Source organism: Saccharibacillus alkalitolerans, assembly GCF_011090185.1.
GTDB classification, from domain to species: Bacteria; Bacillota; Bacilli; order Paenibacillales; family Paenibacillaceae; genus Saccharibacillus; species Saccharibacillus alkalitolerans.
In genome coordinates this window covers 225,452-239,419 of sequence record NZ_JAAFGS010000001.1, presented here as the reverse complement: position 1 = coordinate 239,419, position 13,968 = coordinate 225,452, and the positions used below count along the sequence as shown (strand labels likewise).

At 56.6% G+C, this 13,968-nt stretch carries 12 protein-coding genes; 1 reads left to right on the top strand and 11 read right to left on the bottom strand.

All coding sequences use genetic code 11. The features are described from left to right. Window positions 1-26 precede the first annotated feature (26 nt). The 10 genes from rsmH to GYN08_RS00950 all read right to left on the bottom strand — a co-directional run bounded on the left by rsmH (window position 27) and on the right by GYN08_RS00950 (window position 11,270). Window positions 27-983 (bottom strand): 16S rRNA (cytosine(1402)-N(4))-methyltransferase RsmH, encoded by a 957-nt coding sequence (gene rsmH, locus GYN08_RS00995; protein ID WP_166271651.1) that lies wholly within the window; start codon window positions 981-983, stop codon window positions 27-29. A gap of 44 nt (window positions 984-1,027) precedes the next feature. Beyond that, complete coding sequence (gene mraZ, locus GYN08_RS00990) at window positions 1,028-1,465, bottom strand: division/cell wall cluster transcriptional repressor MraZ (RefSeq protein ID WP_166271649.1); 438 nt, start codon at window positions 1,463-1,465, stop codon at window positions 1,028-1,030. A gap of 229 nt (window positions 1,466-1,694) precedes the next feature. Beyond that, entirely contained in the window at window positions 1,695-2,960 is a 1,266-nt protein-coding gene (locus GYN08_RS00985; protein WP_166271647.1) for an adenosylhomocysteinase, read from the bottom strand. Between the two features lie 51 nt (window positions 2,961-3,011). After that, a complete protein-coding gene (bshC, locus tag GYN08_RS00980) occupies window positions 3,012-4,643 on the bottom strand; it encodes a bacillithiol biosynthesis cysteine-adding enzyme BshC (RefSeq protein ID WP_166271645.1) in 1,632 nt (543 codons plus the stop codon). A gap of 212 nt (window positions 4,644-4,855) precedes the next feature. Further along, window positions 4,856-5,779: an ABC transporter ATP-binding protein gene (locus GYN08_RS00975; protein WP_166271643.1), complete on the bottom strand. Its 924-nt coding sequence runs from the start codon at window positions 5,777-5,779 to the stop codon at window positions 4,856-4,858. Between the two features lie 33 nt (window positions 5,780-5,812). Next, window positions 5,813-6,763: an ABC transporter permease gene (locus tag GYN08_RS00970; protein WP_166273057.1), complete on the bottom strand. Its 951-nt coding sequence runs from the start codon at window positions 6,761-6,763 to the stop codon at window positions 5,813-5,815. A 19-nt stretch (window positions 6,764-6,782) separates the two neighbouring features. Further along, window positions 6,783-7,715 carry an ABC transporter permease gene (locus GYN08_RS00965; protein WP_166271641.1) on the bottom strand — a complete coding sequence of 311 codons (933 nt, stop codon included), beginning with the start codon at window positions 7,713-7,715 and terminating at the stop codon, window positions 6,783-6,785. 218 nt (window positions 7,716-7,933) lie between these two features. Beyond that, entirely contained in the window at window positions 7,934-9,667 is a 1,734-nt protein-coding gene (locus GYN08_RS00960) for a peptide ABC transporter substrate-binding protein (RefSeq protein ID WP_166271639.1), read from the bottom strand. Between the two features lie 206 nt (window positions 9,668-9,873). Beyond that, a complete protein-coding gene (locus tag GYN08_RS00955; protein WP_166271637.1) occupies window positions 9,874-10,260 on the bottom strand; it encodes a DUF3397 domain-containing protein in 387 nt (128 codons plus the stop codon). Window positions 10,261-10,313: 53 nt separating this feature from the next. Then, window positions 10,314-11,270: a ketopantoate reductase family protein gene (locus GYN08_RS00950; protein ID WP_166271635.1), complete on the bottom strand. Its 957-nt coding sequence runs from the start codon at window positions 11,268-11,270 to the stop codon at window positions 10,314-10,316. 226 nt (window positions 11,271-11,496) lie between these two features. Between GYN08_RS00950 and GYN08_RS00945 the strand changes: the two genes are divergently transcribed. Beyond that, entirely contained in the window at window positions 11,497-12,582 is a 1,086-nt protein-coding gene (locus GYN08_RS00945) for a coiled-coil domain-containing protein (RefSeq protein ID WP_166271633.1), read from the top strand. 97 nt (window positions 12,583-12,679) lie between these two features. Here GYN08_RS00945 and GYN08_RS00940 read toward each other — a convergent pair whose 3' ends face one another. Then, complete coding sequence (locus GYN08_RS00940) at window positions 12,680-13,954, bottom strand: ABC transporter substrate-binding protein (protein WP_166271631.1); 1,275 nt, start codon at window positions 13,952-13,954, stop codon at window positions 12,680-12,682. Between the last annotated feature and the right edge of the window lie 14 nt (window positions 13,955-13,968).

Sequence of the window (13,968 nt, the reverse complement as noted above, 5' to 3'; positions counted from 1 at the left end):
CTCCTCGTCTTGGAATAAATTCGATGTTATTTCAGCTTTTCCGCTACCCGAAGCTTGGCCGAACGCGATCTCGGATTCTGCTCGATCTCTTCATCCGTCGGTAAAATCGGTTTGCGATTAATGAGTTTGATGCTGTTCGGACCTTCGTACACTTCGACCGGGAAGCCCGGCGGAGCTACGTTTTTGCCCGTATAACCGAGCAGGAGCTGCTTACAGATCCGGTCTTCGAGCGAGTGGAACGTAATGACGCTCACCCGGCCGCCCGGCGACAGGCAGCGTACCGCCGCATGCAGCGCGTCTTCGAAGGCCGAAAGCTCGTCGTTGACGGCGATCCGCAGCGCTTGGAAGCTGCGCTTGGCCGGATGGCCGCCCGTTCTTCTCGCCGCCGCCGGAATGCCTTCCTTGATGATCTCCGCGAGTTCCGTTGTCGTCTCGATCGGCTGTTTGGCCCGGTGCTGGCCGATTTTGCCCGCGATCCGCCTCGAAAACTTCTCTTCTCCGTAGCGGTACAAAATGCGCGCGATGTCTTCCTCCGGCCATTCGTTGACGACGATCTTGGCCGTCAGCTCGGAAGAGCGGTCCATCCGCATGTCGAGCGGGGCTTCGTGATTGTAGCTGAACCCGCGGGAAGCTTCGTCGAACTGCGGCGAAGAGACCCCCAGATCGAACAGAAAACCGTCGACCTTCGGCACGCCTTCCTCGTCAAGCGGAACGCCGGCCTGACGGAGCGCGTTCTCTAGCTCCCGGAAATTGGTCTTGACAAGCGTGACGCGTTCGCCGTACGGCGCCAACTTCTCGCGCGCGTTGTCGAGTGCCCAATCGTCCTGATCGAGCGCGATCAACCTGCCGCCCTCGCCCAGCTTCGACGCGATCAGCGAGCTGTGCCCGGCCCCGCCGAGCGTGCAGTCGACATAAATGCCGTCCGGCCTGATGTTCAGCCCTTCGACCGCTTCTTCCTTAAGCACCGTAATGTGATGAAACAATTTCGTATCCCCCAGACGTTACATGTCGCATTCGTAATTTTTCGTTAAAAGTCGATGTCGAAATCGGACAGCTTCTCCGCAATCTCGCCGAAGGACTCTTCCGACTGCTTGTAATAGCCGTCCCATTTGTCCCGGCTCCAGATCTCTACCCGGCTGCCTGCGCCGATCACGACGCATTCCTTGTCGAGCTGCGCGTATTCGCGCAGATTGGCGGGGAGATTCGCTCTTCCCTGCTTGTCCCATTCGCATTCCGCCGCGCCCGAAAAGAAAAACCGGGTAAACGCCCGCGCGTCCGCTTTCATCAGGGGCAGGTTATTCAGCTTGCGTTCGAGAACTTGCCATTCCTGCTCGGAGTAAACGAAAAGGCACTGGTCCAGGCCGCGCGTCACGATGCATGCGGTTCCCAGTTTCTCGCGAAACTTGGCCGGCATAATGATGCGTCCTTTGTCGTCGATGTTATGCCTGTATTCGCCCATAAACATCGCCAGACCCACTCCTCGCCTCTATTCCTCCACTTCATACCACTTTCCACCACTTACAGCATAATAGATTCGACGCCCGAAATCAAAGTCCTTCCGCAAATTTCATGAATTTTCGCGTTATTTGACGCTTTTTTCGGTCCCATTCTTCTTTTTTTGCATAGAAACGGGCCGTTTCTCCTGATTTTCCCGGGAGAAACGGCCCTGTTTATACGCTCTTATACGTTCCGGTTTATACGTTCCAGCTCTGCAAATACTGTTTCTGCATGTCGTTCAGCTCATCGATCCGGATGCCCATGCTCTCCAATTTGTAGCGGGCGACCTGCTCGTCCAGTTCGTACGGAACTTTGATCATGTGGCGACCGATCTCCTCGTAATGCTCGTTCACGTAGCGCAGCGACAATGCCTGCAGCGCGAACGTCATATCCATGATCTCCGCCGGGTGACCGTCAGCCGCGCCCAGGTTGACAAGACGCCCTTCCGCCAGCAGGTAAATTTTCCGTCCGTCTTTGAACCGGTATTCTTCGATGTTTTTGCGAACGGTACGGATCGACTCCGTGCGCTCTTCCATGTCCGGCTTGCTGACCTCGACATCGAAATGACCGGCATTCGACAAAATCGCCCCGTCTTTCATCACGTCGAAATGCTCGCCCGCGATAACCGCCTTATTGCCCGTTACCGTGATGAAAAAGTCGCCGAGCGGCGCAGCTTCCATCATCGTCATGACGCGGAAGCCTTCCATATGCGCTTCCACCGCCTTGATGGGATCGATTTCGGTAACGATAACGTTCGCTCCCAGCCCGCGTGCCCGCATAGCCATGCCTTTCCCGCACCAGCCGTAGCCGACCACGACGACTGTTTTGCCCGCCACGATCAGGTTGGTCGTCCGCATGATGCCGTCCCACGCCGATTGTCCCGTACCGTAGCGGTTGTCGAACAGCGATTTGCAAAAAGCGTCGTTTACCCCGATCATCGGCAGCTTCAGCGTGCCTTCGTTCTCGAGCGAGCGCAGCTTGATGATCCCCGTGGTCGTTTCTTCGGCCCCGCCGCGGATCGTTTCCAGCAGATCCGGGCGTTCCCCGTGCAGGATCGTCGCCAGGTCGCCGCCGTCGTCGATAATCAGATCCGGCTTCGCTTCGAGCGCCTTGATATTCAGCGCTTTAAGCTCTCCCGGCGCAGGCTGATACTTGGCGAATACGGTGATGCCGTCTTCGACGAGCGCCGCGCAGACGTCGTCTTGAGTCGACAGCGGATTGCTGCCCGTAATGGTGACTTCCGCGCCGCCCGCTTGAATGACTTTCGCCAGATAGGCCGTTTTCGCTTCAAGATGGAGGCAGACCGTCACTTTCAATCCTTTAAAAGGCTGATCCTGCTCAAACTGCTCCCGGATGCGGTTAAGCACCGGCATGTGCGCAGAAGCCCAGTCAATCTTCAAATGCCCTTCCGGCGCCAGGTTGATATCGGCGATAATGCTGTTTTGCTTGGCCGACGAACTCATTGTGAAACCCTCCCGTTCCAGCATGCTGGCTGTTTTATTTTCAACTGCATTTTAAGCTTCGATAATTCTGTGGCCGCCGTTCAGATCCGGTTCGATCTTCATCAGCTCGTCGACCCAGTCCAATCCGTAACGGTTCAGCACATAAAACACGGTATAAACGCGTTCCTGCGGACGGTCCAGCGGGAACAGCGTTTTATAAATCCGGTCCCATCTGCGCAGCTCCGCTTCATTCTGCCGGGCGATCGTCTGCTTCGTTTTTTCCTGCAAAAAGGCGATCTGCCGGGCGATTTTTTCGCGATTGATCTCGCCGAGATTCGCCAAGCCGGCCTGCAGCTCGCCCAGTCGTTCGATGACGGGCTTATACAGCTGTTCGAACTCCGCCTTCGCCTGTTCGAACAAATCGTCCATCCCCAGCTTATCCTGCTCCGCGAGCCAAGCTTCCTTGCGGCTGCCGAAGCGCTCCATCACGTCTTCGAACGTTAAGCCGTAATGCTCCATATGCTTTTTGGTCGACGGATCGAGCAGCGTAAACGACATGCGGGGCAGCAGAATCGGCATCTGCATGCCCGCCGTTTCGAAGCCGTCCTTCGTGCCCGCCCAGTAAGCGATTTCGCCGAGCCCCAGCACCGCCTGAAGCACCGGGAACAAGTAATCCTGCATCAGCGGACGGGTCAGTACGTTATTGCTGAAACACTCCGGACATCGCCGAAGACGCTCGAGCAGTTCCTCTTTCGTCAGGATGACCGTACCGCGCCGATCGACGAATTTGCCATCCTGCTTGTAAAGCAGCAGCCGCTGACCTTCTTGAATATAAAACAGGTTGGCCGCGCCTTCCACCGCCTGCGCCTGCTGCTCGTAGCCGGCCGCTTCGATCCGTTCGGCCGCTCTGAGATAGGCCGCTTCAAACTCGTCATTGCGTTCGATCAGCCGCTCGAACATCGGAGTTTCCAATCTGCGCAGAGCCGGGTCGGCCGAATCGACCAGCACCAGGCCGTAGCGGCCGAACAATCGGCCGAGCAGCCGGGCAAAGCCTTCGCTCAGACTGAGCGATTGAGGAAGCTCGCTGCGCAGCAGTTCCATAATTTCCGCTTTGTATTCGGAATCGGCGAGCGTCAGCTCCAGTTCCGCAATCGCCTTTTCCCACTCCTCGGTCGGCACCTTCACGCCGCTGACCGACGACTTGCCGTCATGCCAAGACTCCATACGCAGCCGACGAACCTCCAGCTCCGAAGTCAGCACGTAAGTGTGATCGGCTTCGTCCCAGTCGTGGTCTTCGCCCGCGATCCAGAACACCGGGACGACATCGCGTCCGAGTTCCTCCGAAGCGAGACGCGCGGCGTGGATAATGGTGGCCGCCTTGTAAATGACGAGCAGTGAACCGGTAAACAATCCGCTCTGCTGTCCGCCGACCACGACAAGCGTTCGCTCGTCCTTCAGCTTCTCCAGCGATCCCTTTACTTCGGGACTGCCGTTATATCGGGCATTATAATCGCCCAGCACTTCCACAAGCGAGTTCCGGTCGACGCGCGGCCGCTGACGCGAAGCGTCCAGCCATTCGGCCCGGCGCCGCAGCGACTGTCCGTCGCGCAAATCGTATTCGTATAATTCCTGCGCGTGCTGTCCGCGCACATAATCTTCTCCCAAGGCCGAACCCTTGCGAAGCGCCTGCGGAATGACATTCATGTTTGGCCTTGCCTCCTGTCTCCTGTCTGCTAAACCCTTCTTGATTGTACCCAATCGTTCCCAAGTCGTCAAAGTAACTTTCTTTCGATTCGAAACAAAGTCGAAAAAAGAAAACAAAAAAACCGTCTTTTCCAAGCGTAAAACGCTCGGGAAAGACGGTGCGCCTCCTTCGCCGGAATACGGCCGAGGCATGGCGGGTCCGCACTTATCGTTTAATAAGGCGTAGCGACCCAGTGGCCCGGAGAAACTTCCACCAGTGTCGTTTCTTCGGTTTTTTCGTTCGCCGAGCGGATCGGACCGCCGCCTTCGGCCGTCATCAGAATCCGCTTTTTCTGCGCTTCGACTTCCGGATCGGCGACCGGAATCGCCGACAGCAGCGATTTGGTGTACGGGTGAATCGGATTGCTGTACAGCTCTTCGCTGTCCGCAAGTTCGACCATTTTGCCCAGATACATGACCGCGACGCGGTCGCTGATGTGCTTGACCATCGACAGGTCGTGCGCGATGAACAGGTAAGTCAGGCCGAGGCGCTCCTGCAGATCCTGCAGCAGGTTGACGACCTGAGCCTGGATCGACACGTCGAGCGCCGAGATCGGTTCGTCGCAAATAATGAATTTCGGATTGACCGCAAGCGCTCGCGCGATCCCGATCCGCTGGCGCTGACCGCCCGAGAATTCGTGCGGATAACGAGTCGCGTGATCGGTATTCAGGCCGACGAGGTCCAGCAGTTCTTCGATACGCTTTTTGCGCTCGCCCCGGCTGCCGGCCATATTATGAATGTCCAACGCTTCGCCGATAATGTCCGATACCGTAAAGCGCGGATTCAAGGAAGCGTACGGATCCTGGAAGATCATCTGCATGTCGCGGCGCATCGCTTTCATCTTGTTCGGGGACAATTTGTAAATGTCCGTTCCGTTGAAGCGTACGCTGCCGGCCGTCGGCTCGTAGAGCCGCAGGATCGTGCGTCCGGCCGTAGACTTGCCGCAGCCCGACTCGCCGACCATGCCCAGCGTTTCGCCTTCACGAATAAAGAAGTTCAGGTTGTCGACCGCCTTGAGCACTTTGCCGTTTCCTACATTAAAATGCTTTTTCAATCCTTCAACTTCAATCAGGTTCTTGCCCAGTTGTGCTCCCATGGCTGGCGCCTCCTTCTCTTAACAGTGTGCGAATTATTTGTTTTTAAGCGACGGATCCAGCGCATCGCGCAGTCCGTCTCCCAGCAGGTTGAACGCCAGCATGATCACGCTGATCAGCACCGCCGGGAACAGCATCCGCCAAGGATAAAACATCCAGCCGGTGAGCGCGTTCTCGACCATCGAACCGAGAGACGAGACCGGAGCCTGCACGCCCAGACCGAGGAAGCTGAGGAAGGACTCGGCGAAGATCGCGCTCGGAACCGACAGCGTCAGCGTAACGATGATCGGGCCGCTCGCGTTCGGCAGCAGGTGACGGAACAGCAGTCTGCCCGTGCCGGCGCCCATCGAACGGGAAGCGAGCACGTATTCGCGGTTTTTCAATTTCATGATTTCGCCGCGGACAATCCACGACATGTTGATCCAGCCCGTGATGGTCAGGGCCAAAATAATCGTGCCCAGGCTCGGTTTGAAGACGACGAGCAGCAGGATCGTAACGAGCAGGTAAGGAATGGAGTACAAAATTTCGGAAAATTTGTTCATGATCGTATCGACGCGGCCGCCGAAGTAGCCCATGATGCCGCCGTAGATAACGCCGATCAGCAGGTCGATCATTGCCGCCGCGACGCCGACGATCAGGGAGATGCGTGCGCCCGACCATGTTCTGACGAACATGTCGCGGCCCAGGTCGTCCGTGCCGAACCAGTGCTTACTAGACGGCGGTTGGTTCGTTGCCAGCAGGTCATTTGTCCGATAATCGTAACCGTGAACCCAATACGCGATCCACGGACCAACGATGGAAGCGATAATAATCAGAACAAGAGCGATCAAGCCGCTCATCGCGACTTTGTTTCTGCGCAGGCGCTCCCAAGTATCGCGCCAAGCCGTCAGGCTTTCGCGCTTGATGACTTCGGATTCGCGTTCGTTAATATTGACAGGCTCAAAGTCAGCTGCCGTAAGAGCGGGCAGAGGCTGCTTGTTCGCCATGTTTTCGTTAGCCACTTGATTAGCCCTCCTTGCCCGATGTCAATTTGATCCGAGGATCGACGAATACGTAAACGATATCGGTAATGAACCGCGCGGCCATCAGAATGATGCCGTAGAACAGCGTGACGCCCATAATCATGGTGTAATCGCGGTTCGTAATGCTGTCCACGAATACTTTACCGATGCCGCCGATGCCGAAAATGCGTTCGACTACGACGGAGCCCGTGATAATGTTGGCCGTCATCGGACCGACATAAGTAACTACGGGCAAAATACCGTTGCGAATGACGTGCTTCCAGAGAATCGCCGGCCATTTCAAGCCTTTGGCCTTAGCCGTCTTGATATAATCGGCATGCAGCACTTCCAGCATGCTCGAACGGGTCAGACGTGCGATGTATGCGATCGGTCCGGCCGAGAGCGCCACGACCGGCAGCACGTAGCCGAGCGGGCTTCTGAGTCCCGTAATCGGGAACAGTTCCGCCTTGAGACCGAGCGCATACTGCAGCAGCGAGGCAAGCACGAAGCTCGGCACCGCTATGCCTATGACGGCAAGCACCATAACGGCGCTATCAATGAATTTCCTGTGATATAGGGCCGCCAAGAGCCCGAGGGTTACCCCGACAATAATCGATACCACGACAGCAATCAGGCCGAGTCTCAGCGAAACGCCGAACGTCTGCCCGATGATGTGGGAAACTTCCTGATTCAGCTTTTTCATCGAGATACCCAGATCGCCCTGAACGATGTTCCCCAGATAATTGACGTACTGCGTCATCAGAGGTTTATCCAATCCGTACTGGGCTTCCAAACGCGCCCGAATAGGAGCCGGAACTTCTTTCTCGGACATGAACGGATCGCCCGGGATAGCCTTCATCAAGAAAAACGTCGCCGTAATCAAAATAAACAGCGAAAGCAGCGTATATATGAGCTTACTGGTTATATACCGTGCCATTTGCGAACCTCTCCCCCTTCTTCTCATCCTTTTTCGATACGGTTTTAGCTAGTTGGCATATATAGTTGCATATTCATTATTTTCAACCCTATTTACTGGTTAAGCAAGAGCAAAAATGGAAGTTTGGTGAACATGCAAAAAAATCGGGATATATGGGAAATCCACATATATCCCGAGCCTTTATTTAACTTGGATCTTACTCACTTCGATCTTGGATCTTAGTGTTCTTCCAGGTAAGCGCGAGTGAAGTTGATTGCACCGGAGAAGTCGGTCGTTACGCCTTTGAGGTAAGGTTTGGTGAGCGACGCTTGCGTATAGTAGTAAACCGGCATGATGACCATGTTGTCTTGGATCAGCATTTTTTCTGCGTCAGCCATGTCCTGCATGCGTTTTTCCAGATCGTTGCCGCCTTTGTAAGCTTCGTCGATCAGCTTGTCGTATGCCGGATCCGCATAGCCCGTGTTGTTGTTGCCGCCGCCGCTTACGAACATATCCATGTAAGTCATCGGATCGTTGTAGTCGGCCGACCAGCCTGCGCGAGCGACTTGGAAGTTGCCCGTTTTTCTGCTTTCCAGGAATACGGACCATTCTTCGTTTTTCGTTTGAATGTCTACGCCGAGGTTCTTTTTCCACATGTCAGCGATGGCCAGGGCCAGTTTCTGGTGGTTTTCGCTCGTGTTGTACAGCAGCGTTACCGGAGGAAGCGTAGTGTAGCCTTCTTCTTTCATGCCTTCTTCGAGCAGCTGTTTAGCCTGTGCCGCGTCTTCCTTGAAGTACTCGCTGTCCGGATGCGTGTCGCGGAACGATTGGTTGTTCAGTCCGGCGATCGATGTCGGTACGAATCCGAATGCCGGCGTTTGGCCTGCTTTCGTTACGTTGTCGATCAGCGATTGACGGTCGATTGCCATTGCGAATGCTTTACGGATTTTTACGTTATCGAACGGTTTAGCTTTTGTATTGAACTCATAGTAGTAAGTCGAAGCGATGTCGGTGAGTTTGAACTCGTCCGGCAGCTGCTGCGAAAGCGGCTGGATTTGGTCGGTCGGGATTTCGCCGGTAGGTGCGCCGGCATAATCGATTTCTCCACCTTGGTACGAAGCCGTTTCAGTTGCGCCGCTGTTTACGACGGAAGCCGTAACGTTAGTCAGCTTGATGTTGGCCGCGTCCCAATACTTGTCGTTTTTCGTCCAGCTCAGTTCCGAGCCCGGAGTCCAAGTCGTCAGGGTGAACGGTCCGTTGGTAACCATTGTGCTAGGGTCAGCTGCCCAAGCATCGCTGGCTTCAACGCTGGCTTTGTGAACCGGGTAGTACGTATAGAACGAAGTCAGACCCAGGAAGTACGGAGTCGGGTTCGTCAAGGTAACTTCCAGCGTTTTCTCGTCGACGGCTTTAACGCCTACTTTCGAGAAGTCTGTCGTTTTACCTGTGTTGAAGTCTTCAGCGCCGTTGATGTAGTACAGCTGGTAAGCGTATACCGGAGCCGGAACGGTTTCCGGGCTCAGCACGCGCTCCCAAGCGAATACGAAGTCATTGGCCGTTACAGGATCGCCGTTGCTCCAAGTCGCGCCTTCACGCATGTGGAACGTGTAAGTGAGGCCGTCTTCCGAAACGTCCCAGCTTTCAGCGGCGCCCGGAGCCGGGTTGCCGTCAGCATCGATCGTCGCGAGACCTTCGTACATGAAACGCAGCGCGGTGTTAGCTTGGCTGTCTTGAGCCTGCGCCGGGTCGAGTGTCGGCGGTTCCGCACTCAGGTTCAGGTGCAGGGTCTGGTCGGCTGCCAGGTTGGCGTCGGTAGCGGCCGGCTCTGCAGCCGTTCCGTTATCCGTGGTACCTTGTTCGGTCGTGTTGCCCGAATCCGTAGTAGCTGTCTCTTCGGCGCTTCCGCAGCCTGCGAGAACTGTGCCGATTACAAGAACCAGCGTGAGAAGCAACATCCAGCTTTTCTTTTTCATCCTGCAGCTTTCCCCCTAAAAAAGATTAATTTTTTTATTGATTATACCCCCCGTTGCAAAAAAAATCTATAACCTTTTTTCAGAATCTTACGCTTTTTTTCAAATTTAATGCGTTTTCTGTCACATTTCCTGTCTTAAACCTTGATATTCCGGCAAAAAAACCGAAGTTATTTTCGTTTTTTATTTCACAATGTACCATAGTCGTGTTAGCTATTTACGATATGCAGAATAAAACCGGAGATTCCGAGCAGCAGATAGCAAGGAGCCAGAAGAAGAAACGAAATTCTCCAGAAGCCTTTGAACAAACGGACGGGATCGATTCGCCCCCGCTTGCGGTTTTGCGCGCTGCCCAGCAGGCCTGCCAAAATCAGGAGAGCGAGAAGCAGCAGATAGAAACCGAAAGAAGAACCGAACACGTAGTTGTAGAGCGCGGATACGGAAAAGACGAGAAAAGGCGTCGTAAAATCCATGGCGCGCCGAAACGAAAGCCCCTTCGGTTCCCTGCGCAGCGCGCCGACGGCGTAAATCAAGAGGAATGGCAAAAAAGGCAGCACGCACAGCGTAATCAACACGCCGGAAACCGTCTCGAACATATCGTTCCTCCGCTTCGGTAATTTTTTGCAGGGCGCATGTGCCGGGCTGCCGCTTAATTCATTCCCGTAATCAGGCCCAGCAGCGTTCGGTTCATCGGCGCTTCCAAGCCCGCGCGCCGCGCCAGATCCGCTATTCCCCCGCTGATCCACTTCGCTTCCGTCTCTCTGCCGCGCGACACGTCTTCCAGCATCGAAGAGCGGTTGCGGGCCGTCGCCCGGCAGACTCCCAGCAGATCTTCCCACCAGCTGTCGGACACTCCGATCCCCGCTGCCGAATAGACCGCCGTCACTTCGTCAAAAAGAGCCCTCATCACGGCAAGCCTCGGCTCGCTGTCAAGAAGCGCGCCGTTTTCGATGCGCCAGATCGCGGTCAAGGGATTGATAACCGCATTGATCAGCAGTTTCCGGTACATGACGGTTTCGATTTCATTCGACGCCGACAGCGATAATCCTGCCGCCGCAAACGCGTTCTCCAATTTTTTCTCGGCCGCTTCCTGCTCCCCGCGGGGCCGTTCTCCCTTCGTATCCGGGATGCCGATCAACGTCGTTCCTTTTCCGGCATGCAGCACCGAGTCGGGGCCGAGCCTCCGCGCGCCTTCGGTCGTGATTCCCGCATAGATGAGCACCCCGGGCAGCGCTTCGCCCAGCCGTTCCAGATGGCCGGTCCCGTTCTGCAGGCAGAGCAGGCGGTCGCCCGGACGCATGCCTTCCCGCAGACGGGCGACCAGAGATTCGTCCAAATCCTTCTGCTTGACGGCGAGCACGACCCAGCGTTCCGACGTCTCTCCGCAGGATAAGCCGAACCGGCGGACCGGCAGCGCTTCGAGTTCGGGCGGCCCGACCCGGCTTCCGGCCTCCTCCTCCCGGTTTCGCACTTCGATGCCCGACCCGGACACGAGCCGCGCCTGTTCTTCCGTCCGCGCGTACAGTACGGTAGCCGTGCCTCCTGCCGCCGCCCGGGCGGCAAACAGCAGTCCCAGCGCTCCTCCCCCGATCACTTCGATTCTCATCGTTTCCTCCTTAATGAAATGCGCGCAGAAGCGCATGCGGTTTACTGACGCAGTCCCCGGCTTTATAATCAAGTTAAGAAAAAACCTGCGCCGGCGCAAAACGGAACGGCCGAGTCCGACTCTGTCTTCCGCACGGAACGCCGGCTTCTTTTTTCACCCGATCGACTCGGCGATTTTTTCGCCGCGGAGTTTTATTTTACCATAGCGGGAAAGCGAGGTATATGCCGTGTCGAAGCGCCTATGCGCAGGCCTGCTCGCAGCCGCGCTTGCACTGGCTGCCGGAGCGGACACCGCGTCTGCCTCCGGCACTGCCGAAGAGTGGACGCCCGAGCAGCGCAAGCTTCTTCAAAATACGCTGTCGCTGAACGAACTGCAGCGCGACGTCGAGCGGATTGCCGGCGAACAAGAACAGTTGTCTCGGCAGCGCGAACGGCTGAACGAAGAGATCAAACGCCTGGAAGGCCGGATCGCCGACAGCCGCGAGCGGACAGGCACTATCGTCCGTACCCAGTATATGCAGAGTCAGCGGCCGATGCTTCTGTCCCTGCTCAATGCCCGGTCTTTCGGCGAATTGACCAGACTGTATACGTATTACCGGCTTGCCGTCCGTCACGACGAAGAGGTGCTGCTCGCCTTTCGGAGGGATACGGACGATCTCCGCAGCCGGCGCGACGATCTGGCCGCCAACGCGCTGCGTCTGGAGGATATCAAGCTGGGCATCGAAAATCAGCAGCGCCGCCTCCGTGCGCTTCAGGAGGACATCGACGCCGGCCTGCTCGCCAGCGACGATCCCGCCAGCCTGGGCAGGCTGGCCGAAGAATTGAACGTGTACTGGAACAATGTGGGGCTGTACGAGGTTGACGAATACTTTTCTTCCCTGGCGGCGGCCAGCAACAAGCTTCCCGACTTTTTGCAAAGCAGCGGCAAGATGCAGGTGTCGGGACTCGGCACGCGTTACACGATCGAACTTACGGACGGCGAGCTGAACGATTTTCTTCGTTCGCAAAGCTCGGACTTCGAAAATTTCGCCTTTACGTTCGAGGACGGCCGGGTCGTGGCCGAGGGTCAGCAGGGCAGGCTGACGCTCCGGATCGAAGGCCGATATACGTTGGAAGCCGAACCGGATAACGCCATTCTGTTCCATGTCGACAAGCTGGTGTTCAACGGGCTCGAACTGCCGGAAAGCACCCGCAAGGAGTTGGAACAAAAATACGACCTGGGCTTCTATCCCCAGCAGGTCGCTCCCGTCGAAGTCAGCAGCGTCGAAACGGCCAACGGCCGCCTGAAAATTTCGCTGCGCTTGACCCTTTGAGCCTGCCTGCGAATATTCCGCTCGCCCGGATTTGTCCGCGAGCCGAAAAAGTCCCTGCCGCATGCGGCAGGGACTTTTTCGGCGGATAACCGCCCGATCAGGGCATCAAATAGGCGGCAAACTTGTCCGCGCCGAGCTTTCCTTCATAAAAGCGCTCGAGCGAGCGGTTCAACGAAATTTCGTGCTTCGCGACCTTTTTCGGATTCGGGACGCCGCTTCCCGGAGCCGGACGCTCGGTCTGCGACTGGGGCAGCCAGCGCAGCAGCCCGGCGCTTTCCGGTTCTTGATACACAACTCGGAGTACCGGCAGATGGCCGGTCGATTCATACCAGGCGCTCTGCGTTTCGCGGCCCGTCATGAAGGAAATCCAGAGAGAAGCCTCCCGCGAATGACGGGTGTTCGCCGTAATGCCGAAGCACCGGAGAGCTGCCGTGCGAGCGGCGGAAGGCAGCGGAATAACCCGGGAAGAAGAAGAATCTTCGGCGCCCAGTCTGGACAGCCGATCGACGGCCAGATCAAGTTCGCGGGATTCGACCCTCGCGCGAAGACTCGCGGAAGAATGTCCGTCCCGAGTGGACAACGGATTCAAATAAGTGCGGGATCGAAGATCATCCGCAAGCGTCAGCGCACGGCTTACCCGTTCGGCGTCTTCGCTGTCGGCCGAGCCTTTCCACAGAGCGATCAGCGCGGCAAAAGCCCGAATATCCCCGGCGGGCAGGCCGACCACCTCTTTTGAAATCGGCGAAGCGGCTTTCGGCATGCCTGCTTTTTCGGCTTTCGGCACATCCGCCTCCCAGTCGTTCCAAGCTTCTTCCGTCTGCGGCAGTTCCCCGGAAGTCGCCTTGAAACGTTCGGGGTTCCAGGCTGCGCCGTAAGGATCGAAGTCGAGCGGAACCGCCCAACGATAGCCGTTCCATTCTACCGAAGCCGCCGAAATCGGCAGCGAATCGGAAGCCGAAGCGACGCCCGCCTCGTACAGATCCGCAGGCAGCAGGCGGCCCGAAGCCGCAAAATCGGCTACCCAGCTTCCGTCAAGCATCAAAACATCAGGCTCGTTTCCCGCCGAATAAGCTGCCCGGTACGCTTTGTAGGCTTGTTCCGGCGCTACGTTTTTTAGAATCACGCGAGAGCCGGAACGCCGTTCATATTCTTCGCTTACCGACTGCAGCGCCTTGAACTCTTCCGCTTCCATCATCGTGTGGACTTCGATATCCCGCAGCGGCCGCTCCGATTCCCCTCCCCGGAATGCCGACGCCTCTTCGGCCCGATCCTTTTGCGGTCCTGGCGGAGAAGTCTCCGGCAGAGACGGCGACAGATTGATCAGGGCAAGCAGAAGTATGCCGAACAGCACGAAATGATTTTTTCGCTTCAAGTCTGTCCCCTCCG

Coding starts and splice junctions, on each gene's coding strand:
- GYN08_RS00950 (WP_166271635.1), bottom strand. CDS start 11,270: ATGAGAATCGAAGTGATCGGGGGAGGAGCGCTGGGACTGCTGTTTGCC.
- GYN08_RS00985 (WP_166271647.1), bottom strand. CDS start 2,960: ATGAGTTCGTCGGCCAAGCAAAACAGCATTATCGCCGATATCAACCTG.
- GYN08_RS00965 (WP_166271641.1), bottom strand. CDS start 7,715: ATGGCACGGTATATAACCAGTAAGCTCATATATACGCTGCTTTCGCTG.
- bshC (WP_166271645.1), bottom strand. CDS start 4,643: ATGAATGTCATTCCGCAGGCGCTTCGCAAGGGTTCGGCCTTGGGAGAA.
- mraZ (WP_166271649.1), bottom strand. CDS start 1,465: ATGTTTATGGGCGAATACAGGCATAACATCGACGACAAAGGACGCATC.
- GYN08_RS00955 (WP_166271637.1), bottom strand. CDS start 10,260: ATGTTCGAGACGGTTTCCGGCGTGTTGATTACGCTGTGCGTGCTGCCT.
- GYN08_RS00970 (WP_166273057.1), bottom strand. CDS start 6,763: ATGGCGAACAAGCAGCCTCTGCCCGCTCTTACGGCAGCTGACTTTGAG.
- GYN08_RS00960 (WP_166271639.1), bottom strand. CDS start 9,667: ATGAAAAAGAAAAGCTGGATGTTGCTTCTCACGCTGGTTCTTGTAATC.
- GYN08_RS00975 (WP_166271643.1), bottom strand. CDS start 5,779: ATGGGAGCACAACTGGGCAAGAACCTGATTGAAGTTGAAGGATTGAAA.